Source organism: Streptomyces sp. DSM 120436 (assembly GCF_055778765.1).
The window spans coordinates 1,922,079-1,946,734 of record NZ_JBSKBS010000001.1 but is presented as its reverse complement, the minus strand read 5'-3'; the positions used below and the strand labels follow the sequence as shown (position 1 = coordinate 1,946,734).

At 70.8% G+C, this 24,656-nt stretch carries 24 protein-coding genes; 9 read left to right on the top strand and 15 right to left on the bottom strand.

What is annotated here, in order from left to right:
- Positions 1 to 102: 102 nt before the first annotated feature.
- The 10 genes from ACWH4W_RS08945 to ACWH4W_RS08900 are packed head-to-tail and all read right to left on the bottom strand — an operon-like array spanning position 103 to position 10,306.
- Positions 103 to 1,623, bottom strand: a complete 1,521-nt coding sequence (locus ACWH4W_RS08945; protein WP_473075268.1) for an NADH-quinone oxidoreductase subunit N — start codon at positions 1,621 to 1,623, stop codon at positions 103 to 105.
- On the bottom strand, positions 1,620 to 3,194 hold the full coding sequence (locus ACWH4W_RS08940) for a complex I subunit 4 family protein (protein ID WP_473075267.1): 1,575 nt from the start codon (positions 3,192 to 3,194) through the stop codon (positions 1,620 to 1,622). Before ACWH4W_RS08940 ends, ACWH4W_RS08945 begins: the two co-directional genes overlap by 4 nt.
- Positions 3,195 to 3,200: 6 nt before the next feature.
- Positions 3,201 to 5,195 carry an NADH-quinone oxidoreductase subunit 5 family protein gene (locus ACWH4W_RS08935; RefSeq protein ID WP_473075266.1) on the bottom strand — a complete coding sequence of 665 codons (1,995 nt, stop codon included), beginning with the start codon at positions 5,193 to 5,195 and terminating at the stop codon, positions 3,201 to 3,203.
- Positions 5,192 to 5,596: an NADH-quinone oxidoreductase subunit NuoK gene (gene nuoK, locus ACWH4W_RS08930; RefSeq protein WP_473075265.1), complete on the bottom strand. Its 405-nt coding sequence runs from the start codon at positions 5,594 to 5,596 to the stop codon at positions 5,192 to 5,194. Before nuoK ends, ACWH4W_RS08935 begins: the two co-directional genes overlap by 4 nt.
- Positions 5,596 to 6,261: an NADH-quinone oxidoreductase subunit J family protein gene (locus ACWH4W_RS08925; protein ID WP_473075264.1), complete on the bottom strand. Its 666-nt coding sequence runs from the start codon at positions 6,259 to 6,261 to the stop codon at positions 5,596 to 5,598. Before ACWH4W_RS08925 ends, nuoK begins: the two co-directional genes overlap by 1 nt.
- Positions 6,258 to 6,815, bottom strand: a complete 558-nt coding sequence (locus ACWH4W_RS08920; protein WP_106412942.1) for a NuoI/complex I 23 kDa subunit family protein — start codon at positions 6,813 to 6,815, stop codon at positions 6,258 to 6,260. The genes ACWH4W_RS08925 and ACWH4W_RS08920 overlap by 4 nt, the downstream gene beginning before the upstream one ends.
- Entirely contained in the window at positions 6,815 to 7,783 is a 969-nt protein-coding gene (locus ACWH4W_RS08915) for a complex I subunit 1/NuoH family protein (protein WP_473075263.1), read from the bottom strand. Before ACWH4W_RS08915 ends, ACWH4W_RS08920 begins: the two co-directional genes overlap by 1 nt.
- Complete coding sequence (locus ACWH4W_RS08910) at positions 7,780 to 9,228, bottom strand: NADH-quinone oxidoreductase subunit C (RefSeq protein WP_473075262.1); 1,449 nt, start codon at positions 9,226 to 9,228, stop codon at positions 7,780 to 7,782. The genes ACWH4W_RS08915 and ACWH4W_RS08910 overlap by 4 nt, the downstream gene beginning before the upstream one ends.
- A complete protein-coding gene (locus tag ACWH4W_RS08905) occupies positions 9,225 to 9,923 on the bottom strand; it encodes an NADH-quinone oxidoreductase subunit B (RefSeq protein WP_473075261.1) in 699 nt (232 codons plus the stop codon). Before ACWH4W_RS08905 ends, ACWH4W_RS08910 begins: the two co-directional genes overlap by 4 nt.
- Positions 9,914 to 10,306, bottom strand: a complete 393-nt coding sequence (locus ACWH4W_RS08900; protein WP_030823404.1) for an NADH-quinone oxidoreductase subunit A — start codon at positions 10,304 to 10,306, stop codon at positions 9,914 to 9,916. The genes ACWH4W_RS08905 and ACWH4W_RS08900 overlap by 10 nt, the downstream gene beginning before the upstream one ends.
- Positions 10,307 to 10,547: 241 nt before the next feature.
- On the opposite strand from ACWH4W_RS08900, the gene ACWH4W_RS08895 reads away from it, so the two are divergent.
- The 5 genes from ACWH4W_RS08895 (at position 10,548) to ACWH4W_RS08875 (ending at position 17,414) form a co-directional block, all read left to right on the top strand.
- Complete coding sequence (locus tag ACWH4W_RS08895; RefSeq protein ID WP_473075260.1) at positions 10,548 to 11,768, top strand: sensor histidine kinase; 1,221 nt, start codon at positions 10,548 to 10,550, stop codon at positions 11,766 to 11,768.
- Positions 11,769 to 11,878: 110 nt separating this feature from the next.
- Positions 11,879 to 13,243 carry a sensor histidine kinase gene (locus ACWH4W_RS08890; protein ID WP_473075259.1) on the top strand — a complete coding sequence of 455 codons (1,365 nt, stop codon included), beginning with the start codon at positions 11,879 to 11,881 and terminating at the stop codon, positions 13,241 to 13,243.
- Positions 13,244 to 13,621: 378 nt separating this feature from the next.
- Positions 13,622 to 14,281, top strand: coding sequence for a response regulator transcription factor (locus tag ACWH4W_RS08885; protein ID WP_473077451.1), 660 nt, complete (start codon positions 13,622 to 13,624; stop codon positions 14,279 to 14,281).
- 150 nt (positions 14,282 to 14,431) lie between these two features.
- Positions 14,432 to 16,363: a 2-oxoacid:acceptor oxidoreductase subunit alpha gene (locus ACWH4W_RS08880; RefSeq protein WP_473075258.1), complete on the top strand. Its 1,932-nt coding sequence runs from the start codon at positions 14,432 to 14,434 to the stop codon at positions 16,361 to 16,363.
- On the top strand, positions 16,356 to 17,414 hold the full coding sequence (locus ACWH4W_RS08875) for a 2-oxoacid:ferredoxin oxidoreductase subunit beta (protein ID WP_473075257.1): 1,059 nt from the start codon (positions 16,356 to 16,358) through the stop codon (positions 17,412 to 17,414). The genes ACWH4W_RS08880 and ACWH4W_RS08875 overlap by 8 nt, the downstream gene beginning before the upstream one ends.
- An 82-nt stretch (positions 17,415 to 17,496) precedes the next feature.
- On the opposite strand, the gene ACWH4W_RS08870 is transcribed toward ACWH4W_RS08875, so the two are convergent.
- The gene (locus ACWH4W_RS08870; RefSeq protein ID WP_473075256.1) at positions 17,497 to 17,832 is read right to left on the bottom strand and encodes a hypothetical protein; all 336 of its coding nucleotides are present in this window, start codon (positions 17,830 to 17,832) and stop codon (positions 17,497 to 17,499) included.
- Between the two features lie 99 nt (positions 17,833 to 17,931).
- Here ACWH4W_RS08870 and ACWH4W_RS08865 point away from each other — a divergent pair, with 99 nt between their 5' ends.
- The 4 genes from ACWH4W_RS08865 to ACWH4W_RS08850 all read left to right on the top strand — a co-directional run bounded on the left by ACWH4W_RS08865 (position 17,932) and on the right by ACWH4W_RS08850 (position 21,734).
- Positions 17,932 to 18,786 (top strand): SDR family oxidoreductase, encoded by an 855-nt coding sequence (locus tag ACWH4W_RS08865; RefSeq protein WP_473075255.1) that lies wholly within the window; start codon positions 17,932 to 17,934, stop codon positions 18,784 to 18,786.
- Between the two features lie 178 nt (positions 18,787 to 18,964).
- On the top strand, positions 18,965 to 19,981 hold the full coding sequence (rarD, locus tag ACWH4W_RS08860) for an EamA family transporter RarD (RefSeq protein WP_473075254.1): 1,017 nt from the start codon (positions 18,965 to 18,967) through the stop codon (positions 19,979 to 19,981).
- A gap of 46 nt (positions 19,982 to 20,027) precedes the next feature.
- Complete coding sequence (locus ACWH4W_RS08855; RefSeq protein ID WP_473075253.1) at positions 20,028 to 20,489, top strand: VOC family protein; 462 nt, start codon at positions 20,028 to 20,030, stop codon at positions 20,487 to 20,489.
- 981 nt (positions 20,490 to 21,470) lie between these two features.
- Positions 21,471 to 21,734: a winged helix-turn-helix domain-containing protein gene (locus ACWH4W_RS08850; RefSeq protein ID WP_473075252.1), complete on the top strand. Its 264-nt coding sequence runs from the start codon at positions 21,471 to 21,473 to the stop codon at positions 21,732 to 21,734.
- Positions 21,735 to 22,159: 425 nt separating this feature from the next.
- On the opposite strand, the gene ACWH4W_RS08845 is transcribed toward ACWH4W_RS08850, so the two are convergent.
- From ACWH4W_RS08845 to ACWH4W_RS08830, 4 genes are read right to left on the bottom strand one after another with little or no spacing between them, the layout of a single operon-like run.
- The gene (locus tag ACWH4W_RS08845) at positions 22,160 to 22,951 is read right to left on the bottom strand and encodes a VG15 protein (protein ID WP_473075251.1); all 792 of its coding nucleotides are present in this window, start codon (positions 22,949 to 22,951) and stop codon (positions 22,160 to 22,162) included.
- The gene (locus ACWH4W_RS08840) at positions 22,951 to 23,412 is read right to left on the bottom strand and encodes a hypothetical protein (protein WP_473075250.1); all 462 of its coding nucleotides are present in this window, start codon (positions 23,410 to 23,412) and stop codon (positions 22,951 to 22,953) included. The genes ACWH4W_RS08845 and ACWH4W_RS08840 overlap by 1 nt, the downstream gene beginning before the upstream one ends.
- Positions 23,413 to 23,424: 12 nt before the next feature.
- Positions 23,425 to 24,297 carry a major capsid protein gene (locus ACWH4W_RS08835; RefSeq protein ID WP_473075249.1) on the bottom strand — a complete coding sequence of 291 codons (873 nt, stop codon included), beginning with the start codon at positions 24,295 to 24,297 and terminating at the stop codon, positions 23,425 to 23,427.
- Between the two features lie 2 nt (positions 24,298 to 24,299).
- The gene (locus ACWH4W_RS08830; protein ID WP_473075248.1) at positions 24,300 to 24,542 is read right to left on the bottom strand and encodes a hypothetical protein; all 243 of its coding nucleotides are present in this window, start codon (positions 24,540 to 24,542) and stop codon (positions 24,300 to 24,302) included.
- Positions 24,543 to 24,656 lie beyond the last annotated feature (114 nt).

Sequence of the window (24,656 nt, the reverse complement as noted above, 5' to 3'; positions counted from 1 at the left end):
GGGGGACTAGTTCCCTTGTGCGCGTGATGGCGCGTGTCAACCGCCCGGGTGAAGGGGCGTGCGGGGCAGGACGAGCGGCCCCGCGCGTGAGGGACCGGCCGATTAGAAGAGCCCGGTCTCCGTGAAGCGCAGGACCAGTTGCGGGGCGCCGGACAGGACGATGCCGAGAACGCCGGTCAGGGCGAGCGCCGCGGTGAGCGGGGCAGGGGCGGGGAAGCGGTGGGGGGCCGCCGCCTTCCCCCCGGGAGCCGCCTCCGGCGCGCGGAACAGCAGCGCCGTCCAGCGCAGGTAGTACACCAGCGCGATCACGACGTTGACGGCCATCACCACGGCCAGCCAGCCCAGTCCCGCGTCGACGGCCGCCGCGAACACGGTGACCTTGGCGAAGAGGCCGATGACACCCGGCGGGAGTCCGGCGAGGCACAGCAGGAAGAAGCCCATGAGCAGCGCGGTGAGCGGGCTCGCGGCGTACAGGCCGCGGTAGTCGGCGACCCGGTTGAGCCGGTGCGCGCGGCCGACGAGGGCGGCCACCGCGAAGGCCCCCAGGTTCACGGCGCCGTACATGAGGGCGTAGGCGAGGGTGGAGCCGGCCGACTTCTCGGGGTCGCCGGAGTACCCGGCGGCGGCGATCGGCACCAGGAGGTACCCGGCCTGGCCGACGGACGACCAGGCGAGCAGGCGTACGGCGCTGTACGCGCGCGTGGACTGCTGGCGCAGCGCGCCGACGTTGCCGACGGTCATGGTGAGCGCGGCGAGCACGGCCAGGGCGGGGGCCCAGACGTCGGCGTACGAGGGCAGGGCGACGACGGTGACGAGGATGAGGCCGGAGAAGCCGACCGCCTTGCCGATGACGGACAGGTAGGCGGCGATCGGCAGCGGGGCGCCCACGTAGGTGTCGGGAACCCAGAAGTGGAAGGGGACGGCGGCCGTCTTGAACGCGAAGCCGACGAGGGTGAGGACGACGCCGGTCTGCGCGAGGGTGTCGAGCTGCCCGTCGACGTGCTGGATGCGTTCGGCGACGCGGGTGAGGTGGAGGGTTCCGGTCGCGGCGTAGACGAAGCTGATGCCCAGCAGGCTGACCGCGGTGGCGGTGACGGAGGACAGGAAGAACTTCAGGGCCGCCTCGGAGGACCTGCGGTCGCCGTGCCGCAGGCCGACCAGGGCGAAGGCGGGCAGGGACGCCACCTCCAGGGCGACGACGAGGGTCGCGAGGTCCCGGGAGGCGGGCAGCAGGGCCGCGCCGGCGGTGGAGGAGAGGAACAGGAACCAGTACTCGCCCTCGGGGAGCCGCTTGCCGGAGTCCTTCAGCGCGGTGACCGACAGCAGGGCGGACAGCAGGGCGCCGCCGAGCACCAGGAACTGGATGACGAGGGTGAAGCGGTCCGCGGTGTAACTGCACACCTCGGTGTCGCCGACCAGGCAGAAGGTGGCGCGGTCGGCGTCGAGGAGGGGCAGCAGCATCAGCGCGGCGGCCGCCAGTCCGGCCACCGCGATCCAGCCGAGCAGGGGCTTCCTGGCCTCGCCGACGAACAGGTCGGCGACGAGCACGACGAGTCCGGCGACCGCCGCGATGGTGGGCGGTGCGATGGCCAGCCAGTCGACGGACTGGACGAGGGAGCTCATCGGGTGCCTCCTGCGAGGAGCTGCTGCACGGCCGGGTCGGTCAGCCCGAGGAGGGCCTTGGGCCACAGGCCGGCGACGACGGTGAGGACGACGAGCGGGGTCCAGGCCGCGAATTCGTAGGAGCGCACGTCGGTGAGTGCCGGCGCGTCCTTCGGCGCGGCGCCCATGCAGACCCGGCGGACCACGATCAGCAGGTAGGCGGCCGTGAGCAGGGTGCCGAACGCGCCGATCGACATGAAGGTGAGGAAGGCCGGCCGGCTGAGCCCGTCGGCGGGGTCGAAGGCGCCGAACAGCGCCAGCATCTCGCCCCAGAACCCGGCGAGGCCGGGCAGACCGAGGGAGGCGACGGCGGCGAAGGCGAGCAGGCCGCCGAGGCGCGGCGCCTTGCCGTAGAGGGCGGCTCCGGTCTCCTGGGCGAGGGCGTCGAGGTCGGTGCTGCCGGTGCGTTCCTTCAGGCCGCCGACCAGGAAGAACAGCAGGCCGGTGATGAGGCCGTGGGCGATGTTGGCGAACAGGGCGCCGTTGACGCCGGTCGGGGTCATGGTCGCGATGCCGAGGAGGACGAAGCCCATGTGGCCGACGGAGGAGTAGGCGATCAGACGCTTGAGGTCGCCCTTTCCGCCCTTCCTGGCCAGAGCGAGGCAGGCGAGGGATCCGTAGACGATGCCGACGACGGCGAACGCGGCGAGGTAGGGCGCGAAGGTCTGGAAGCCGTCGGGCGCGGCCGGGAGCAGGATGCGGACGAAGCCGTACGTGCCCATCTTCAGCAGGACGCCGGCGAGCAGGACGGAGCCGACCGTCGGGGCGGCGGTGTGGGCGTCGGGCAGCCAGCTGTGCAGCGGCCACATCGGCGTCTTGACCGCGAGCCCGATCCCGACCGCCAGTACGGCGATGACCTGCACGGACGCGGTCAGCGACCGGCCGTTGTCAGTGGCGAGTGCCACCATGTCGAACGTGCCCGCCTTGATCCCGATCAGGAGCAGGCCGAGCAGCATGACCACGGAGCCGAGCAGCGTGTAGAGGATGAACTTCCAGGCGGCCTCGGCCCGGCCCTCGCCGCCCCAGCGGGCGATGAGGAAGTACATCGGGACGAGGACCGTCTCGAAGGCGAGGAAGAACAGGACGAGGTCGAGGACGGCGAAGGTCGCCAGGGTGCCGGACTCGAGGACGAGCAGCAGGGCGACGAAGCCCTTCGGGGACGGCCCCGCGGGCGGCTTGAAGTACGAGTAGAGGGCGCTGAGGAAGGTCAGCAGGGCGGTCAGGACCAGAAGGGGGAGCGAGATGCCGTCGACGCCGAGGTGGATCCGTACGTCGAGTGCGGGGATCCAGCTGATGTCGGTCGTGGCCTGCATCGTCGACGGCCGGCCGTGGTCGAAGCCGAGCGCCAGGACGACCGCCGCCGCCAGAATCGCGCCGGTGACGGTGACGCCGTGGCGGAGCACGGCCTGCTCGGGCGACTTCCCCTTCAGTCCGGGCGGGGCCGGCAGCAGAGCGGCGGCGGCGCCGAGGAGCGGGCCGACGACGAGGAACGCCAGGAGGAACTGCATCACGGACTCGTTGATATCGATCACGCCTGCTCACGCTCCCGTGGCGACGAGGACGGCGGTCACCGCGAGGACGACGGTGCCGGCGAGCAGCGCGCTCACATAGGTCTGCAGATTGCCGGTCTGGGCCCGTCGCACGGCGGCGCCGAGCCAGCGGGGCAGGGTGCCCGCGCCGCGTACGTAGGTGTCGACGACCTCCCGGTCGAGGAACCGTACGAGGCTCGCGCCGGCCTGGACCGGGCGGACGAGGAGCGCCGCGTACGCGGCGTCCAGGTGGAAGCCGACGGCGGCGTGCCGGTGCAGCGGGCCGAGCAGCAGCCGACCGGGGTCCGCGGGGTCGGCCGCGTGCGCGACGTTCCCGTAGGCGGGTTCGTGGCTGGCGATGGCCTCCGCCTCGACCCGGCCGGCGTCGCCCTCGGGGTGGGCGGCGACGGCGCCGAGCGGGTGGCGGGCCGCGTGCGCGGTGGTGTGCCGCCAGGTCGCGTAGGTGACGATGCCGCCGACCAGGGCCACACCCGTGCCGAGCACGGAGGTGGTGAGCGTCGGGGTGAGGTCGTGGCCGTCGAACCAGTCGGGCAGCACCCGGAAGGCGAGGCCGCCGAGCGCCAGTGACGGCACGGCGAGCACCCACAGCACGGTGGTCATGGTCAGCGGCTGCCGGCCGTGGTCGGGCGCCTCGGCGCCGCTGCCGCGAAAGGCGAGCAGCCACAGCCGCGTCGCGTACGCGGCGGTGAGGAGGGCGGTGAGCAGGCCGGCGAGGAGGACGATCCAGCCCGCGGCAGCGGGGGCGTGCCCGGTGTGGCCGGTGACGACGTGTTCGGCGACGCCGAGGACGGCCTCCTTGGAGAAGAAGCCGCTGAACGGCGGGATCGCGGCGAGCGCGAGGAGCGCCACGGTCATCGTCCAGTAGGCGTCGGGCACGCGGTCGCGCAGCCCGCTCATGCGGGACATGGCTGCCAGCGAGTTGGTGCCGGCGGCGTGGATGATCACGCCGGCGGCGAGGAACAACAGCGCCTTGAAGGCGCCGTGGGACAGGAGGTGGAAGACGGCGGCGCCGCGATCGGCGACGGCGAGGGCGCCGGTCATGTAGCCGAGCTGGCCGATCGTCGAGTAGGCGAGGACGCGTTTGATGTCGTCCTGGGCTAGGGCGGCGAGCGCCGAGCCGGTCATCGTCACGGCGGCCATGACGGCGAGGACGGTCATCGCGGCCTGCGAGGCCGCGAAGAGCGGGAGGAGACGGGCGACGAAGTAGACGCCGGCGGCGACCATCGTCGCGGCGTGGATCAGCGCGGAGACGGGAGTGGGGCCCGCCATCGCGTCGGGGAGCCAGGTGTGCAGCGGGAACTGCGCCGACTTGCCGGCCACGCCCGCGAGGAGCAGCAGGGCGATCAGCGTGGGGTGGTTGATGCCGCCCTGCGCGACGGCGCCGAGGATCCGGGTGATGCGGAAGGACCCGGCGTCGGAGGCGAGGGCGAACAGGCCGATGAGGAAGGGGACGTCGCCGAGCTTGGTGACCAGGAAGGCCTTCAGCGAGGCGGCGCGCGCCTCGGGGGTCTCCCAGTAGTGGCCGACGAGGAAGTAGGAGCAGATGCCCATCACTTCCCAGCCGACCAGCAGCACCATCAGGTCGCCGGTGTAGACGACCAGGAGCATCGCGGAGGTGAACAGCGAGACGAGGGCGGCGTACGACGGGTAGCGCGGGTCCTCGCGCAGGTAGCCCGTGGAGTAGATCTGCACGCAGGTGGCGACGGTGCCGACGACCACGGCGGTGAGGGCGGCGAAGCCGTCGACGTGCAGGGCGAGTTCGACCGGGACCGAGCCGGTGGGGGTGAGCTCGGTGACGGCGTCGACCGGGTCGCCGCCGCCCTGGCGCGCGGCGACGGTGGCGGCGAGCACGAGGGAGGCGAGCGTCGGCAGGACGGCGAGCGGGCGGACGAAGCCGGGCGCGGTGCGGCCCAGCAGCAGTCCGGCGAGCGCGCCGAGGAACGGCAGGAGGGGGACGAGGACGGCGAGGGTGGTCGTGGTCACGCGGTGGCCTCGGCCTTCTCACCGGTGGCCGGGGCGGGGATCGCGCGGCCGGTGGCGTCGCTGTCGGGGTCGTCGGGGTCGTGGCCCTCGGCGGTGTCGCGGAGCCGGTCGATGTCCGAGGTGCCGCGGTTGCGGTACACGGCGAGGACGATGGCGAGGCCGATGCCGATCTCGGCGGCGGCGATGGCGATGGTGAACAGGGCCAGGGCCTGGCCGGAGTGCAGGGTGTCCTCGGCGGCCCGGCTGAGCCAGGCGTCGAAGGCGACCAGGTTGAGGTTGACGGCGTTGAGCATCAGCTCGACCGACATCAGCACCAGGATCGCGTTGCGGCGGGCGAGGACGCCGTAGAGGCCGGTGCAGAAGAGGAGGGCGGAGAGGACGGCGGGGTAGGCGAGGTGCATCAGCGGGCCCCTTCCTGGTCGTCCCGGATGTCCTTCGTGCGGGCCGTGGTGGCGGGGCCCGCGCCCGTCGCGCCGGGCGCGGCGCCGGTCCGGGTCTTGCGGGACAGGACGATCGCGCCGACGAGGGCGGCGAGAAGGAGGACGGACAGGGCCTCGAAGGGGAGGACCCAGTGCTGGAAGAGGCTGGCGCCGGTCACCTCGGTGGTGCCGGAGGGAGCGCCGTCCAGGTCGATCCAGGTGGTGCGGAAGGCGTCGACGACCACCCAGACCAGAGCGGCCGCCGCGGCGAGGGCGACGGCGAGGGCGACCCAGCGGTTGCCGGAGTCGGCGTCCGGCGAGCGGCCGACGGGGGCGCGGGTGAGCATCAGCCCGAACAGGAGGAGGACGACGACGGAACCGACGTAGATGAGGACCTGCACCCAGGCGATGAACTCGGCGGTGAGAAGGAGGTATTCGACGGCGAGTCCGCCGAGGGCCACCACGAGCCACAGGGCGGCGTGCACCAGCTGCCGGGTGGTGACGGTGACGACGGCAGCCCCGAGGGTGACCAGGCCGACGAGGAGGAAGGTGACCTCCACACCGGTCGGGGACAGGAAGCCGGGCGACTCGGCCGCCCGGTGCACGGTGTCGGCCGCGAGGGCGGCGGCGGTCGCTGCGGTGCTCATGCGCGGCCCTCCTGACCGGGTTCGTCGGCCTGGGCGGCCGCAAGCTTGTCGGCGGTCTTGCGGGCGGCGGCGACTTCCTTCGGTTCCTCCGCGCCGGCGTCGAGGGCGGGCGGGGCCGGGACGGTCCACATCCACTCGCGGAGCTTGTCCCGCTCGTGGGTGAGGTCACGGATGTCGGTCTCCGCGTACTCGAACTCCGGGGACCAGAAGAGCGCGTCGAAAGGGCACACCTCGATGCAGATACCGCAGTACATGCACAGGGCGAAGTCGATGGCGAACCGGTCGAGGACGTTGCGGCTGCGCTCCCGGCCGCCGGGGGCGGCGGGCGGGACCGTCTCCTTGTGCGAGTCGATGTAGATGCACCAGTCGGGGCACTCGCGGGCGCACAGCATGCAGACCGTGCAGTTCTCCTCGAACAGACCGATCACCCCGCGGCTGCGGGGCGGCAGTTCGGGCTGGGTGTCCGGGTACTGCGCGGTGACGGACTTCCGCGTCATCGTCCGCAGCGTGACGGCCAGGCCCTTGGCCAGGCCGGAGCCGGGGATCGGGGCCATTACAGGAACACCACCTTGACGACGCCGGTGAGGGCGATCTGAGCGAGGGCGAGAGGAACCAGAAGGGTCCAGGAGAACTTCTGCAGCTGGTCCTCGCGCAGCCGTGGGTAGCTGACGCGCAGCCAGATGACGACGAAGGCGAGGACGGCGGTCTTCAGCAGGGTCCACACCCAGCCGAGGCCGTCGGCGCCCCAGGGGCCGTGCCAGCCACCGAGGAACAGGACGGTGGTCAGGCCGCACAGGACGACGATCCCGGCGTACTCGGCGAGGAGGAACAGGGCGAAGCGCAGGCCGGTGTACTCGGTGTACGCGCCGAAGATGATCTCGGAGTCGGCGACCGGCATGTCGAAGGGCGGACGCTGGAGTTCGGCGAGGCCCGCGATGAAGAAGACCAGCGCGCCGGTGATCTGCCAGGGCAGCCACCACCACTCGAACGCGTCGAGGATGCCGACGAGGGAGACGGTCCCGGCGGCCATCGCCACGGAAGCGGCGGTGAGCAGCATCGGCAGTTCGTACGCGAGGAGCTGGGCGGCGGTGCGCAGGCCGCCGAGGAGGGAGAACTTGTTGGCGGAGGCCCAGCCGGCCATGAGCGAACCGAGGACGCCCACGCCCATGACGGCCAGGACGAAGAACACGCCCGCGTCCAGCACCTGCCCGACCGCGCCCGCACCCGGCCCGATCGGGATGGCGAGCAGCACGAGGAGGTACGGCAGGAGCGCGACGGCCGGGGCGAGCTGGAAGACGCGGCGGTCCGCGCCGGCCGGAACGACGTCCTCCTTCTGCGCGAACTTCACGCCGTCGGCGATGAGCTGGGCCCAGCCGTGGAAGCCGCCGGCGTACATGGGGCCGAGGCGGCCCTGCATGTGCGCCATGACCTTGTGCTCGGCCTGGCCCACGAGCAGGGGGAACGTCAGGAAGACGACGAACACGACGAGGAGTCGCAGGGCGACGTCGAGAACGTCGGTCACCGCGTGCCTCCTGGGGGGTCGTCGGGGGTGTTCGTGTGGGTGTCGGGGTCGGGGCCGGGGCCGGTGCCCCCGGGGTGTGCTTCGGAATCCCGCTCGGGTTGACCCGCCGGCTCCGGCCCCGGCGCCCGCTCCGACTCCGGCTCCGGCTCCTCGAAGGCCGGCCGCGCGTGGTGCCACGGGGCGTCCGGGCTGCGCGGGGCGACGGGCGGCTTGCGGTCGCGCCGTTCCTCGGCGGCATCCGCTGCCGTGTCGTCCGCGCCCTGCGCCTGGTCCCGCGCCGCGCGCTGGCTCGCGGAGCCGTCGGACGCGGACCGCGCCCGACGGGGGCCGCCCGTGCCCGCGGCGCCGGCCCGCTGCGACGCCGACCCCTCACTCGCGCCGCGCGACCGGCGCGCCGGGGCCTCCGCCCGCTGGCCGGCGGACCCCTCCGACGCCGACCGCGACCGGCGCGGCGCACCCGGCGCCTGCGCACCGCCCTCACCGGCACCGGCACCGGTACCGGCACCGGCATCCGAACCGCCCGCACTCCTCTGACTGGCGGACCCCTCCGACGCCGACCGCGACCGGCGCGGCGCACCCGGCGCCTGCGCACCGCCCTCACCGGCACCGGCACCGACACCGGCACCGGCATCCGAACCGCCCGCACTCCTCTGACTGGCGGACCCCTCCGACGCCGACCGCGACCGGCGCGGCGTGACCGGTGGCTGAGCCTCCCTCGCGTCAGCGCCTGCGCCCGCGCCCGCGGCGGTCTCCGTCCCCGCTGTCTGGCTGGCCGAGCCCTCGGAGGCGGAGCGGGTGCGGCGGGGCGGGCGTTCGCCCGGGGTGCGGGCCGCCGCGGTGGCCGTGCGGCGTGCGGGGCGGGCCGGGGCGGACGGGAGTTGACCCTTGAGCGGACCCCACTCGTTCGGGTCGGGCACGCCCGGCGGCAGCATCTGGCGTCGCTTGGGGCCGCCGTGCTCGGACTCTCCCGGCTCCTTGGCGCCGGGCCACGCCTTGGCGACCCGGGCCGCGAGGACGAAGTCCTTGCGCAGCGGATGGCCCTCGAAGCCGTCCGGCAGCAGCAGATGGTCGAGACCGGGATGTCCGGTGAAGTCGACGCCGAACATCTCGTGGGTCTCGCGTTCGTGCCAGGCCGCGCCCGCGTAGACGTCCACGGCGGACGGCAGGACGGGGGCCTCGCGCGGCACCGTGGTGCGCAGCAGCAGTCGCCGCACCGGGGAGAGGGCGGCGACGTGCGCGGTCACCCGGAAGCCGGTGCCGGGTTCGTCGACCGCGCTCAGCCAGTCGAAGAAGGTGCAGCCGAGGCGGTCGCGGGCGGCTTCGAGGGCGGGGATCCAGGCGTCGGACGGCACGTCGACGGTGAGGACGCCGTACGCCTCCTCCGCCGTGGCCTGCCCGCCGAACAGTTCCTCGGCGTCCGCGGGAAGCCAGCCGACGGCGGTCATCCGGCCTCCCCCTCCCCCGCCGGCTCGCCCTTCGCACCGTCCTTCGCACCGTCCTTCGGCCCGTCCTTCGGCCCGTCCTTCGGCTCGGGCGGCCGGACCAGCCCGCTCTGCAGCGCCGCCGCCGGGGGACGCCCGGCGGAGGCGGTGCCGTACCGCTCCCCCAGGGACTCGCGGGCGATCTTCTCCTGAAGCTTGAGGATGCCCTGGAGCAGCGCCTCGGGCCGGGGCGGGCAGCCGGGGACGTAGACGTCGACCGGGATGATCTGGTCGACGCCCTTGGTGACGGAGTAGGAGTCCCAGTAGGGGCCGCCGCAGTTGCTGCACGCGCCGAAGGAGATGACGTACTTCGGCTCGGGCATCTGCTCGTACAGGCGCTTGATCGCGGGGGCCATCTTGTCGGTGACCGTGCCGGAGACGACCATCAGGTCGGCCTGGCGGGGTCCGGGCGCGAACGGGATGACGCCGAGGCGGATGAAGTCGTGCCGGGCCATCGACGCGGCGATGAACTCGATCGCGCAGCAGGCGAGGCCGAAGTTGAACACCCAGAGCGAGTAGCGGCGGCCCCAGTTGAGGACCACCTTCATCGGCTCGGGGGCGAGCCGGGCGAGCGCGCCGAGCCTCCCCCTGCCTTCACCGGGGGGACCCCCAGGTTCCGGCAGCAGCACCGGCTCGGGAGCGGCAGGGTTCACGTCCATGTCAGGACGCCCTTCTTGTAGGCGTACAGCAGGCCCACGGCGAGGAAGCCGAGGAAGACGAACATCTCCACGAGGGTGGTGGCGCCGTAGCCGTCGGCGGCGAAGACGGTCGCCCAGGGGAAGAGGAAGATCGAGTCGACGGCGAAGATCACGTAGAGGAAGGCGTAGACGTAGTAGCGGACCTGGGTGTGGGCCCAGCCCTCGCCGACGGGGTCGACGCCGCACTCGTACGTCAGCAGTTTCTCCGGCGTGGGCACCACCGGCCGCAGCAGGCGGCCCGCGCCGAAGGCGACGGCGACGAACAGCAGGCCGACGACGGCGAGCAGGCCGACGACCGAGTAGGACTGGAAGTAATCCGCCGCGACGACGGTGGTTTCCCGCACGTCCGCCCCTCACTCCTCAGATCGGCGACCAGGCGTCCCCGCCTGTGCCCTGTCCTTGATCCGTGCCGGTGAACGCCGGACGCCTCGGTCCGACGCTCTGTACGCACGGGAGTCTAGGCCCTGATAAAGGCACGGTAAGCAGCCCGTCGGGGCTTGGCACGCGGGGGGTGGGGTTTTCCTCAGTTCACGTTGGCGGTCCTCCTCATGGCGCGGGCCCCCCGGCTCCGGGCAGGCTGAGCCCATGACCGAACCGATCCCGCAGCCGGCCGGGCCGGGCGACCGTCCGCCGCCGGCCCGCTTCGCCTATGACATCCATACCTGGAAGGAGATCGCGCATCTCCTGACGAACCTCCCGGTGTCGATGGTGGGTTTCGTCTACACGGTGACCGTGCTGTCCACCGGCGTGGGCCTGACGGTCACGGTGATCGGTCTCCCCCTGCTCGCGCTCGGCCTGATGGGGGCGCGGCAGCTCGGCCGGTTCGAGCGGGCGCGCGCCAGACTGGCACTCGGGGTGCGGGTGGACGAGCCGAGCCCGCTGCCGTGGCGCGGCGGGTTCTGGCCGGGGCTGTGGCAGGCGGTCAAGGACCCGGTGGGCTGGCGGACGTTCCTGTTCACGCTGATACGGATGCCGTGGGGCGTCCTCACCTTCGCCGTCACGCTGACCGGGTTGTTCGTGCTGTGGCCGGTGCTGGCGTACGTGGTGCGGGCGATGACCGACGTGGACCGGGCGATGGTGCGGGGTCTGCTGTCGCCGTCGGACGAGCTGGAGCGGCGCATCGCCGAGCTGGAGTCGGACCGCGGGGTCGTGGTGGACACGGCGGCGGCGGACCTGCGCCGCATCGAGCGGGACCTGCACGACGGGGCGCAGGCGCGCCTGGTGAACCTGGCGATGGGGCTGGGTCTGGCCAAGGAGAAGCTGCTGGAGGACCCGGACGCGGCGGCGGCGATGGTCGAGGAGGCGCACGGGGAGGTGAAGCTGGCGCTGCAGGAGCTGCGGGACCTGGCGCGCGGCATCCACCCGGCGGTGCTCACCGACCGCGGCCTGGACGCGGCGCTCTCCTCGGTCGCCACGCGGTGCACGGTACCGGTGAAGGTCACCGTCGACCTGGACGAGCGGCCGGCGCCGGCGATCGAGGGCATCGCCTACTTCACGGTCTCGGAGCTGCTGCAGAACGTCAGCAAGCACAGCCGGGCGCGTTCGGCCTCGGTGGAGGTGTGGCGGTCGGAGAACCGGCTGTTCCTGCAGGTGCGGGACGACGGCGTGGGCGGGGCGAGCCTCGACGGCGGTACGGGCATGCGGGGGCTCGCCGACCGGCTGGGCGCGGTGGACGGCCTGTTCGTCGTGGACTCCCCGGAGGGCGGCCCGACGACGGTGACGGCCGAGTTGCCGTGGCGGGACCGTTCAGGCACCCCGGCGGGGGAAGCACCGGGGAAGAGGGTGTCCGCCCGGGGCCGTAGGTAGGGAAAACCCCCCTCCGAAGACTGCGACGGCCTTCATTCCGCGACGACCTGCGGCGCAGCACTCTGGTTGTACGACAGCACAGCCGCCGGACGAGGAGAAGGACGAAGCCGATGGCCACGGAGTACGGACAGGGCTACGGGCTCCCCACCGGGCCCGGACACGCGCGGGGCCTGGAGGGACGGCGGCACCGGATGCCGGCGGCGCTGCGGGCGCCGGTCGAGGGGCGTGCCTGGCGGGAGCTGGCGTACGTGTTGCTGAGCCTGCCGGTCAGCATCCTGCTGTTCACCTACGCGGTCACGATGGTCTCGCTGGGTGCGGGCCTGCTGGTGACGTTCCTCGGAGTGCCGGTGCTGGCGGCGGCCCTCGCCGGGTGCCGCGGCATCGGGTCGGTGGAGCGGGCGCGGGCGCGCGGGCTGCTCGGCCTGGACGTGGGCGAGCCGGAGCCGCTGCGGCTGAAGCGGCAGGGCTTCATGGGGTGGATCGGGGCCGTGCTGAAGAGCGGCGCCTCCTGGCGGGCGCTGCTGTACTCGGTGCTGCAGTTTCCGTGGGCGGTCCTCTCCTTCGCGGTGACCGTCGCCTTCTGGACGCTGGGCTGGTCGCTGCTGACGTACCCGCTGTGGTTCTGGGTGTTCCCGATGTACGCCGGCCAGGACGGCATGCAGCTGTACGGCGACGAGCAGCGCGCGATCTACCTGGACAACCCGTTCGAGATCACGGTGACCGCGGGCGTGGGTCTGCTGTTCACGCTGGCCACGCCGTGGATCGTGCGGGCGCTGACGATGGTGGACCGGCTGATGGTGCACGGGCTGCTGGGTCCGTCGCGGCTGGCCACCCGGGTGGTGGAGCTGGAGTCGGACCGCGGGGTCGTGGTGGACACGGCGGCGGCTGACCTGCGCCGCATCGAGCGGGACCTGCACGACGGGGCGCAGGCCCGGCTGGTGAACCTGGCGATGGACCTGGGGCTCGCGAAGGAGAAGCTGCGGGAGGACCCGCAGGCCGCGGCGCGGATGGTGGACGAGGCGCACGGCGAGGTGAAGACGGCGCTGCAGGAGCTGCGGGACCTGGCCCGTGGCATCCACCCGGCGGTGCTCACCGACCGCGGCCTGGACGCGGCGCTCTCCTCGGTCGCCTCGCGCTGCACGGTACCGGTGCAGGTGGAGGTGGACCTGTCGGAGCGGCCGGCGCCCGCGATCGAGGGCATCGCCTACTTCACGGTCTCGGAGCTGCTGCAGAACGTCGGCAAGCACAGCCGGGCGACCTGGGCGGCCGTGGAGGTGTGGCGGTCGGAGGACCGGTTGATGCTCCAGGTGGTGGACAACGGCGTGGGCGGCGCGGACCTGTCGCGCGGTTCCGGGCTGGCGGGTCTGACGGAGCGGCTGGAGGCGGTGGACGGAATCCTCGTCGTGGACTCCCCGGCCGGCGGCCCGACGCGGGTGACCGCGGAGCTGCCGTGGCGTGCGGAGCGGGCCCGCTGACAGCGGGGTGAGACACGCGGTCCGGCGGACGCGACACGCAGGCGGCACGCAGGAGGACACACGGGCGGATCCACGGGCGGGTGCGGGCCCCCGGGCGCACCCCCGCCCGGTGACACCCGCCCGATGACCCGCTCCCGGTGACACCCGCCCGGTGACGCGCGCCCGATGACCCGCTCCCGGAGGGGCGCGCCTCTGCGGATCCGGATGAACCCGCGACAACCGATGACGACGACGATGACGACGACGGCAACACCCCCCCCGATCGCGTCGCCCCGGCCCGTCCTCCCCTGAATGCTGAAATGCTGGACCCGACGACCGGGCCCGCCACAAGGGCGGGCCCGGAGCAGGGCTTTGGGGGCCGACGACGTGGAGGACAGGGTGCGGGTGGTCATCGCCGAGGATTCGGTGCTGCTGCGGGAGGGCCTGACCCGGCTGCTGACCGACCGGGGGCACGAGGTGGTGGCCGGGGTCGGCGACGGCGACGCGCTGATCAAGACGGTCGACGACCTGGCCCAGCAGGATGAGCTGCCGGACGTGGTGGTCGCCGACGTGCGGATGCCGCCGACGCACACGGACGAGGGCGTGCGGGCCGCGGTGCAGCTGCGCAAGAGCCATCCGGGGGTCGGGGTGCTGGTGCTGTCGCAGTACGTCGAGGAGCGGTACGCCACCGAGCTGCTGGCCGGCTCCAGCAGGGGCGTCGGCTATCTGCTGAAGGACCGGGTGGCCGAGGTGCGGGAGTTCGTGGACGCGGTGGTCCGGGTGGCCCAGGGCGGCACGGCGCTGGACCCGGAGGTGGTGGCGCAGCTGCTGGGCCGCAGCCGCAAGCAGGACGTGCTCGCGGGACTCACCCCGCGCGAGCGCGAGGTGCTGGGGCTGATGGCGGAGGGGCGGACGAACTCGGCGATCGCCCGGCAGCTCGTGGTGAGCGATGGCGCGGTGGAGAAGCACGTCAGCAACATCTTCATGAAGCTGGGGCTGTCCCCGAGCGACGGTGACCACCGGCGGGTTCTGGCCGTGCTGACGTATTTGAACTCCTGAGGGGACGGCGGCGCGTCCCGGCACGTGTCCACCATCTGGATCCTTCCCTCGAATCCTTCACGGTGGGCACCCCTGACGGTCGTAGGGTTTATGCGGGGAAGGCCTGCGGGAAGGCCGTCCCGGACAGCCGCCTCGAGGAGGTCCAGTTCAGTGACCAGCCAGGTCAGCAGCCCAGCGGAGCAGACCGACGGAACAGTCGTAGGAGAGCAGCGCACCACGGCGGGGGCGAAGGGCGTCCGCCGGCTCGACCGAGTGATCATCAGGTTCGCGGGGGACTCGGGTGACGGGATGCAGCTCACCGGTGACCGTTTCACCTCGGAGACCGCGTCCTTCGGCAACGACCTCTCCACGTTGCCGAACTTCCCGGCGGAGATCCGCGCGCCGGCCGGGACGCTGCCGGGGGTGTCGTCGTTCCAGCTGCATTTCGCCGACCACGACATCCTCACCCCCGGTGACGCGCCGAATGTGCTGGTGGCGATGAACCCGGCCGCGCTGAAGGCGAACATCGGCGATCTGCCCCGCGGGGCGGAGATCATCGTCAACACCGACGAGTTCACCAAGCGGGCGATGCAGAAGGTCGGCTACGACGCCTCGCCGCTGGAGGACGGCTCGCTGGACGGCTACCACCTGCACCCGGTGCCGCTGACGACGCTGACGGTGGAGGCGCTGAAGGAGTTCGACCTCAGCCGCAAGGAGGCCGAGCGCAGCAAGAACATGTTCGCGCTGGGTCTGCTGTCGTGGATGTACCACCGGCCCACGGAGGGCACGGAGAAGTTCCTGCGGACGAAGTTCGCGAAGAAGCCGGACATCGCGGCGGCGAACATCGCGGCGTTCCGGGCGGGCTGGAACTTCGGGGAGACGACGGAGGACTTCGCGGTCTCCTACGAGGTGGCGCCGGCGGCGACGGCGTTCCCGCCGGGCGTCTACCGCAACATCTCCGGGAACCTGGCCCTGTCCTACGGTCTGATCGCCGCGTCCCGGCAGGCGGATCTGCCGCTGTTCCTGGGCTCGTATCCGATCACGCCGGCGTCGGACATCCTGCACGAGCTGAGCCGGCACAAGAACTTCGGCGTGCGCACCTTCCAGGCGGAGGACGAGATCGCCGGGATCGGCGCGGCGCTGGGTGCGGCGTTCGGCGGCTCGCTGGCGGTGACCACCACCTCCGGGCCGGGGGTGGCGCTGAAGTCCGAGACGATCGGGCTCGCGGTGAGTCTGGAGCTGCCGCTGCTGATCGTGGACATCCAGCGCGGCGGCCCGTCCACGGGCCTGCCGACCAAGACCGAGCAGGCCGACCTGCTGCAGGCGATGTACGGGCGCAACGGCGAGGCCCCGGTGCCGGTGGTCGCGCCGAGGACGCCGGCCGACTGTTTCGACGCCGCGCTGGAGGCGGCGCGGATCGCGCTGGCCTACCGCACCCCGGTCTTCCTGCTGTCCGACGGCTACCTGGCCAACGGATCCGAGCCGTGGCGGATCCCGGAGCTTCAGGAGCTGCCCGACCTGACGGTGCAGTTCGCACAGGGCCCGAACCACACCCTGGCCGACGGCACCGAGGTGTTCTGGCCCTACAAGCGCGACGAGCGCACCCTGGCCCGCCCCTGGGCGATCCCCGGCACGCCGGGCCTGGAGCACCGCATCGGCGGCATCGAGAAGCAGGACGGCACCGGGAACATCTCCTACGACCCGGCCAACCACGACTTCATGGTCCGCACCCGGCAGGCCAAGATCGACGGCATCGAGGTGCCGGACGTGGCGGTCGACGACCCGGACGGCACCGCGCGCCTGCTGGTTTTGGGCTGGGGCTCCACCTACGGGCCGATCACCGCGGCCGTGCGGCGGCTGCGCAAGGCCGGGCAGCCGGTCGCGCAGGCCCACCTGCGCCACCTCAACCCCTTCCCGCGCAACCTCGGCGAGGTACTGCGCGGATACGACAAGGTGGTGATCCCCGAGATGAACCTCGGCCAGCTCGCCACCCTCATCCGGGCGAAGTACCTGGTCGACGCCCGCTCGTACAACCAGGTCAACGGCATGCCGTTCAAGGCGGAGCAGCTCGCCGCGGCGCTGAAGGAGGCCATCGATGACTGACGCCGACACGCTGCTCCAGCTCGTGCCCAAGGCCGAGGCCAAGCAGACGATGAAGGACTTCAAGTCCGACCAGGAGGTGCGCTGGTGCCCCGGCTGCGGCGACTACGCCGTGCTGGCCGCCGTGCAGGGCTTCATGCCCCAGCTGGGCCTGGCGAAGGAGAACATCGTCTTCGTCTCCGGCATCGGCTGCTCCTCCCGCTTCCCGTACTACATGAACACCTACGGGATGCACTCCATCCACGGCCGCGCCCCCGCCATCGCCACCGGCCTGGCCGCCTCCCGCCGGGACCTGAGCGTGTGGGTGGTCACCGGCGACGGCGACGCCCTGTCCATCGGCGGCAACCACCTCATCCACGCCCTGCGCCGCAACGTCAACCTCAAGATCCTGCTGTTCAACAACCGCATCTACGGGCTGACCAAGGGCCAGTACTCCCCGACCTCCGAGGTCGGCAAGATCACCAAGTCGACCCCGATGGGCTCCCTCGACGCGCCCTTCAACCCCGTCTCGCTGGCGATCGGCGCGGAGGCGTCCTTCGTCGCCCGCACCGTCGACTCCGACCGCAAACACCTCACCGAGGTCCTGCGCCAGGCCGCCGACCATCCCGGCACCGCCCTGGTGGAGATCTACCAGAACTGCAACATCTTCAACGACGGCGCCTTCGAGGTCCTCAAGGACCGCCGGCAGGCCGAGGAGGCCGTGATCCGCCTGGAACACGGGCAGCCCATCCGCTTCGGCGCCGACAGCTCCAAGGGCGTCGTCCGCGACCCCGCCACCGGAGACCTGAAGGTCGTCACGGTGACACCGGAGAACGAGGCGGACATCCTCGTCCACGACGCGCACTCCGCGTCCCCGACGACCGCGTTCGCCCTCTCCCGCCTCGCCGACCCCGACACCCTGCACCACACCCCCGTCGGCGTCTTCCGCTCCGTCGACCGGCCGGTCTACGACACCCTCATGGCCGACCAGCTCGACACCGCCGTCGACCAGCACGGCAAGGGCGACCTCGCCGCGCTGCTGACCGGCGGCGACACCTGGACCGTCGTCGGCTGAACGCCGACACCCCGCGGGCACGGGGAGGGCCCGGCATCCGAGCGCGGATGCCGGGCCCTCCCCCTCCTCACGTGGAGTGTCCTCAGCAGAAGTCGCCGAGGCCCCACCACTCGCCGTGGGTCCGCTGGGGGCCGTACAGGGTGCCGCCGGCCCGCCCGCGGTAGGTGATCAGCCAGCCCGGGTTGCCCTCGAAGCCGTGGATCACGTACGTGCGGTTGGTCACGGTGGCGAGGTCGGGACGGCCGTCGCCGGAGAACTCACCGACCGAGATCAGGTGCTCCATCACGTTCCAGCCGCCGCTGCCGACGAGCTTGCGTGCGCCGAGCCGGGCGGCGGAGGCGCCCGGGTACAGCCACAGCTTGCCGGTGGACTTCTCCCGGCCGCCCAGGTCCGCGACGTTCTTCTTCGCCTTGCACATCGAGCCGTTGGCGCTCTTGCCGCACCACGTACACTTTCTGAAAGTTAGCGCCTGCCGTACAGTTAGTGCTCACACGCACCCTTGAGGAGTTGTCGCGTCATGAGCATCGTCGTCACCGGAGCCGGTGGGAAACTCGGCCGTCACGTCGTGGAGCAGTTGCTGGAGAAGGTCCCCGCCGAGCAGGTCACCGCGGTGGTGCGCAGCCCGGAGAAGGTGGCGGATCTCGCGGAGCGCGGGGTGCGGGTCGCGGTCGCCGACTACAACGCGCCGGAGACCTTCGACGGTCTGTTCGCGGCCGGCGACAAGGTCCTGCTGATCTCGGGCAACGAGTTCGACAAGGGCCGGGTACGGCAGCACCGGGTCGTCATCGACGCGGCCGGGGCGGCCGGTGTCGCCCTGCTCGCCTACACCAGCGCCCCCGGCGCCCTGACCGCCTCGCTCGCCGACGACCACCGCGGCACGGAGCGGGCGCTGCGCGACTCGGGTGTGCCGTACGTGCTGCTGCGCAACGGCTGGTACCACGAGAACTACACCGAGAACCTGGCCCCGGTGCTGGAACACGGCGCGGTGGTCGCGGCCGCGGGCGAGGGCCGGCTCTCCTCCGCCTCCCGGGCCGACTACGCGGCCGCCGCCGTCACCGTGCTGACCGGCGAGGGCCACGAGAACACGACGTACGAGCTGGGCGGCGACGAGGCGTGGAGCTTCGCCGAGTACGCGGCCGAGCTGAGCCGGCAGACCGGCCGGGAGATCGTCTACCGCCCGGTCACGCCCGAGGAGCTCACCGGCATCCTGGCCGGCTCCGGGGTGCCGGAGCCGATGGCGGCCGTCCTCGCGGGTGTGGACGCGGCGATCGCCGAGGGTGAGCTCGTGGTCGACAGCGGCGATCTGTCCCGGCTGGCCGGCCGCCCGGCCACCCCGCTCGCCGAGGCCGTCGCCGCCGCGCTCAAGAACTGATCCCGGGCCCCGGTTCACGCGCGGGGAACACACTCCACCCCCGCCCGTCATGACCGTATGACGGTACGGACATGACATGCGGGGGTGTGCGGCGTTACCGTCGTCCGGGTGGGTTCCGCGTGCGCGTCGGCGGTCCCGCGCACGACCACGGGACGCGTCGGACACGAAGGAGAGGCCCGTGACCGGCAAGCCGGCCGCAGAGCGGCGCACAGGACTGCTGAACGGCTTCGCGGCGTACGGGATGTGGGGGCTCGTCCCCCTGTTCTGGCCCCTGCTCAAGCCCGCCGGCGCGGTGGAGATCCTGGCCCACCGGATGGTGTGGTCCCTGTTCTTCGTCGCCGCCGCACTGGTCGTGATCCGCCGCTGGGCGTGGGTCGGCGAGCTGGTGCGGCAGCCGCGCAAGCTGGCCCTGGTCACGGTGGCCGCCGCGGTCATCACCGTCAACTGGGGCGTCTACATCTGGTCGGTGAACTCCGGGCACGTCGTCGAGGCGTCCCTCGGCTACTTCATCAACCCGCTGGTCACCATAGCCATGGGCGTCCTGCTGCTGAAGGAGCGCCTGCGGCCCGCCCAGTGGGCCGCCGTCGGGATCGGCGCCCTCGCGGTGGTCGTCCTGACCGTCGGCTACGGCAGGCCGCCGTGGATCTCCCTGTGCCTCGCCTTCTCCTTCGCCACCTACGGGCTGGTGAAGAAGAAGGTCAACCTCGGCGGCATCGAGTCGCTGGCCGCCGAGACCGCGATCCAGTTCCTGCCCGCGCTGGGCTACCTGGTGTGGCTGGGCACGCAGGGCGGGTCCGCCTTCGGCGCCGAGGGCACGGGACACGCGCTGCTGCTCGTGGCGACCGGCGTCGTCACCGCGCTCCCCCTGGTCTGCTTCGGCGCCGCGGCGATCCGCGTGCCGCTGTCCACACTGGGACTGCTGCAGTACCTGGCGCCGGTCTTCCAGTTCCTGCTCGGCATCCTCTACTTCAAGGAGGCCATGCCGCCGGAGCGCTGGGCCGGGTTCGCCCTGGTGTGGCTGGCGCTCACGCTGCTCACCTGGGACGCGCTGCGCACCGCGCGCCGCGCCGCCCGTGCGCTGTCCGGCCGGACGGCCGGTGCGCGCGACACCGCCGCGCCGGGCGCCGGAGGGTCCGTCCCGGCCGCCGCGCCGGTGAGCGAGGTGGAGGCCAAGGCGCTGGAGACCAGGCCGTAGCGCGTGACGGGGCGGCGTTGTCCGTGCCGTCCCTTATAACGGGCGCATGACGCAGACACCCACACCGGCCACGCCGGTGCACTGGAAGGTCGTCATCGACACGGCCGACCCGCACGCCCAGGCGGACTTCTGGGCCGCCGCCCTGCACTACGTGGTCGAGGACAACAGCGCGCTCATCGAGAAGCTCCTCGCCGCGGGGGCCGTCCCCGAGGCGCTCACCGTCGTGTCGCACGGCCGCCGCGCCTGGCGCGACCTGGCCGCCGTACGGCACCCCGACGACCCCTACGAGGAGGAGAGCGGCACCGGGCGCGGTCGGCGGCTGCTGTTCCAGCGGGTGTCCGAGGAGAAGACCGGCAAGAACCGGCTCCATCTCGACCTGCACCCCGGCGTGGACCGCCGCGACGAGGAGCTTGCCCGGCTGGAGGGGCTCGGCGCCCGGGTGCTGCGGCGGGTGGGGGAGCCTGCCGGGAGCTGGGTCGTGATGGCGGACCCCAACACGCCGGACTAGCAACTCTAGCGGAACATGCCTGGTCAGCGCAGGGAAAGGCCCCGCCCGCGCAGTGCACGAACGGGGCCCATACCGAACCGCTCAGCCATCGGCGGCGCTCAGCAATCCGGGGTCACCAGCGGATCGGCTCGGCGTCCCCACCGGCGCACTCGGGGCACGGACGCTTGTAGGTCCAGCCGCACAGCTCACAGCCAGCGAACCCACAGCAGCCGTCGCACCAGATGAGCCGATGACCAGCGCAGCAGCCGCAGAGATCCCCCCACTTCCAGAGTGACCAAGGTTCCTTCCCTCCGGTCCGTCCGGCGCGCGGTTTCGGGTGGTAGGGCACCGGGGCCGAGGGCACCGCAGCGCGCCGTCTACGGGCCGTCTGTGGCCTCTCCGGGGCCGTTGTCATGAGTGCCCCTCGGGGTGCCGCGCCATGAGGACATTGCAGTCCGTCACGGTCGTCTGATCGTTCCCGGCGCGGGCACGGTCACGAACGTTCGCCAACTCCCGGCAACCGGCGCATCCTTCGACCGGTGCGGGCTCCAACTGCGCTGCGGGCAAGGGAAGTTCGACCGGGTCGCCCGGGTACGTGTTCGGCTCAGTCATGCCGCCACCTCCGCAGCATCCATGCGGCGATTCCGTCGCAAGATGGCTTCACGCTCCGCTGTACTGGCCCGCTCCCACGCGATCAGGTAGGGCCGGACAAGGGCGGTTTCCTCACCGGGCAGATAGGGCGGATTCGCAGCGGCTACGCGGTACGCCGGAACACGGGGTGTAAAGCGGCGGACGGGTGCCGGTGCGGGGGTTGCTCGGCGCTTTCCCCGTGCGGGCAGGAACAGCGCCAGGATTGCGAGCAGTAGGCTTCGCACAGCCGAGACCTCGTTTCTCGGTCAGGGTGCCTCACCGGGTCTTCAGCCGGACCGGTGGGGCACCTGTTTTGTGTCGCGTTTTGTACCGCGCTATTCGCGGATAGCGCGGCTACCGAGGTTAGTGCAGATGCGGCACTCTGCGCAGCAAGTGAGCATGACTCGCATGGATGTCGCACAGCCGCCATGGAGACGGGTAGCCGCAGCGCTCGAACAGCGGATAGCCGATGGCACGTACCCGCCGGGGTCACGCTTGCCGGGGGCCGTCCCGCTGTCCGTCGAGTTCGGCGTAGCGCCGTCCACCGTGGCGAAGGCTGTTGCCGAGTTGAAGCGGCGCGGACTGGTAACCGCCTCGGCCGGTTGGGGAACGTTCGTCTCCGGTGGGGACCAGTAACCAAAACGTTACTCTCCGTAAACACAGAAAGGCCCCGCAGCCTGCCAGCGAAAGGCAAGCCACGGGGCCACCACACCTAAACGTCAAGGTGTGGTCATCGGGTGCCGCAGTTTCTCGGGCGACCCTCAATGCGGACGCGTCGAGGAAAACGAGGAGTTGACTCGACGGTCGGTTGAATAATTCGCAGCGACCTAGGGAAGCGCCATGCAACCTTTCCGGGTGGTGCCGGTTCGCTGGATTCTCGCCATCCCTCCGAGGTCCACACAACGCGAATTGGTTCGGGCATGCGCCAACTCCTTTACATCACTCACGGTAAGCGGCGGGACCGTTCGGCGAGACAAATACCCGTACACGGGAGGGGCTGCCAAGACCTTGCGGTCCGGAAGAGGGGTGAAAAGGGGTCACCCCCGGGGGTCAATAGCCACTCAGAGTGACTGCGACTCCAACCTCTTACGCCGTTCCTCGTTGAAAGTCTTTTGGAAATTGCGCACTTGCTCAGCGCCGGAACCTGGGGTGTCCCGGAATGCCTCTAGGTACTCATCCCGCTTGCGCGCATCCTCCGGGGGCATTTCAATTCCACGGAACAGCGGGAGCGTCTGACAGTGACAACCCTTGTGGAAGTGGTCCGGGTCCATGTACTTGGTGTACGCGCCGCCCCGGCTAGCAAGCATGGCGCAGAAACCGCACGGGTCGGCGTCTGTCTTGCGGTACCACCCGATTACCTCGGCGTCATTCTCGCGTGCCTCGGCCAGTGCATCACGCCCCCCAGCCTCGGCCATTCGGCCAGCATCTAGCGCTAGGTTTCGTCCGGCGCTTTCCATCATGCTGTCAAGAGACTTGAGGAATTCTGGGTCATCCAGTCGGCCGCGCCGCATTTCCTTACGCAGTGGGGCCGTATGGACGTAATAGGCGGTCCTACTTTGCTCAGCCTCGGCGGCCAAGTCTCGGTCATCCCAAGTTGAATCCGGGGCCGGTTCGCCGGTAGCCGCTTCCCGCGCCGCATTGTGGAACTTCACACCCTCGGCGTATGAGCGGCTACGCGACGAACTAATCAGCGCCTGATACTCCCGCACAACAGCGGATGAGCCCTCGGCCGCCCGCTGTGGAGTAAGGCCATGCCACCAGGACATGACCCGCTCCAATAGTGATTCGGCAATCTCTACCTGTGCGCCGTAGTAAGCCTGCGCAGCCGCGCTGAAATCGGACTGCCGACTCATTACAGCTCCCGAGACCTACGAATGATCCGGCCGACGATTCCGTTAGAACCTACTTCCGTCGGATCGAGGCCGCCCGTGCCAAGTCCAGAGTTACCCCCAGACGCGTACTTAGCGAGCGTTTGCGCCTCGGCCTCTAGTTCCTCGGCGGATTCGCCACGCAGGAATGCCATTAGCTCATCCGGTAGACCATGACGACGGCCGACCCGCTCACGTTCTAGCGCCACCTCGGCGGCCTTTACGCGCGTCTCTAGTTCGTCAATCTGCGAATTGAGCTGCGTACGTAGATCCTCGGAAGTCTTTAGCGCCGTGGAAGTCTGTTCCAGGTTCGCCCGTAGCTCATCCAGGGAAGGGCCCTCAGCGCCCGTCTGCGGGGTGGAATCAGCCTCGGGGACCGATTCCACCTCCATACCCTCTGTCGGGTCTACAGCGGGCGTCTGTGGCGCGTTTTCAACCTCGGCCACAATCGCCCCTCCTTACGCCTCAGCCGTAGCCAGCTTTAGACCGACCGCGCGCTGAGCATCGAGAACGGTAGCGCCCACGAACGCCTCAACAATGCTGCGTTCCTGTCGGGTCTCACCCTCGAAAGCAACGAACCAAGTCATTGCGTAACCCTGGTTATCCTCATCGGTCGCAGACGCGCCGTTCACCGAGTACGGCTTAGCCGGTGCCTTGATAGCAGCGGCGACAGCCTCGCGGGTCATAGCAACAGCGCCAGTGATGTACGGCGTCATGTAGACATCGAAACCATGCAGACGGCCCACAACGGCGTCACGGAGCGCGGACGGGGAACCGGCCGAATCCACGTTGGAAAGGTTCGGGTCCATAAGCAGCGTGCGCTTAATCTTCGGGTCAACCACCAGGACACGAGACTTGGCGTCAACCTCGCGGGTATCCAGAATCTCGCCCGCCTCGGTGATCGCGTCCCGAGGATTAGCCGGGTCAATCGTCAGCGTGGCACCGTCAATCACCGGCTGAATAGCACCGGCGATTTCCTTCTCCACTCGCTTAGCAACACCGGCAACCTGCGGCATTAGAACCTGGGCAGTGAAGTTCTCGACGTTAAGCGTCATGTCCTTAGCCGTCAGCTCAATACCACTCATCGCGTGAGTGTTGAGCTTGACCGGGATTTCCTGCTCATTGAGCGGCACCGTCACAGCGGACGTGGAACCGGTGAACGCCTCGGCCTCAATCACGCGCGGAACACGCACGCGCACGGTGTCACCTCGGCCACCCGTGAACTCCGCCTCAGCGTTACGGAAAACTAGACGGCCGAGAACTAGTTCAGCCTTGAGCAGCGATGCGGCATTCTTGGCGACTACATCGCTAACGGCAAAGATGTTGGCCATTATCAGACCTCCTGAGAAAGAACAGTGTTAACCGGCTGCACCTTGCGGTGGTCGGTTACTAGGTTGAGCACGTGGGTAAGGCCATTGACCGACTCGCGTACGTCGTCGGCAGTCACTAGGCCGTCACAAAGCAGCTCAACCGCGAATAGGCGGTGAGAGTCGAGGACCACATACGGGTCAGTTACCGCGCCCGTGCGGTACTGGTGAAAGGCGAACTGTGCGTCAGCCTTGAGGTCGGGAGACATGAGATTTCCAATCAAATAGAAACGCCCCCTAGCAGTCGCAATGACCGCCAGGGGGCGCTACCAACTAACCGCGCATCTTCTAAATGGAGTTAGGGCCGGTAACCACTCCGGCCC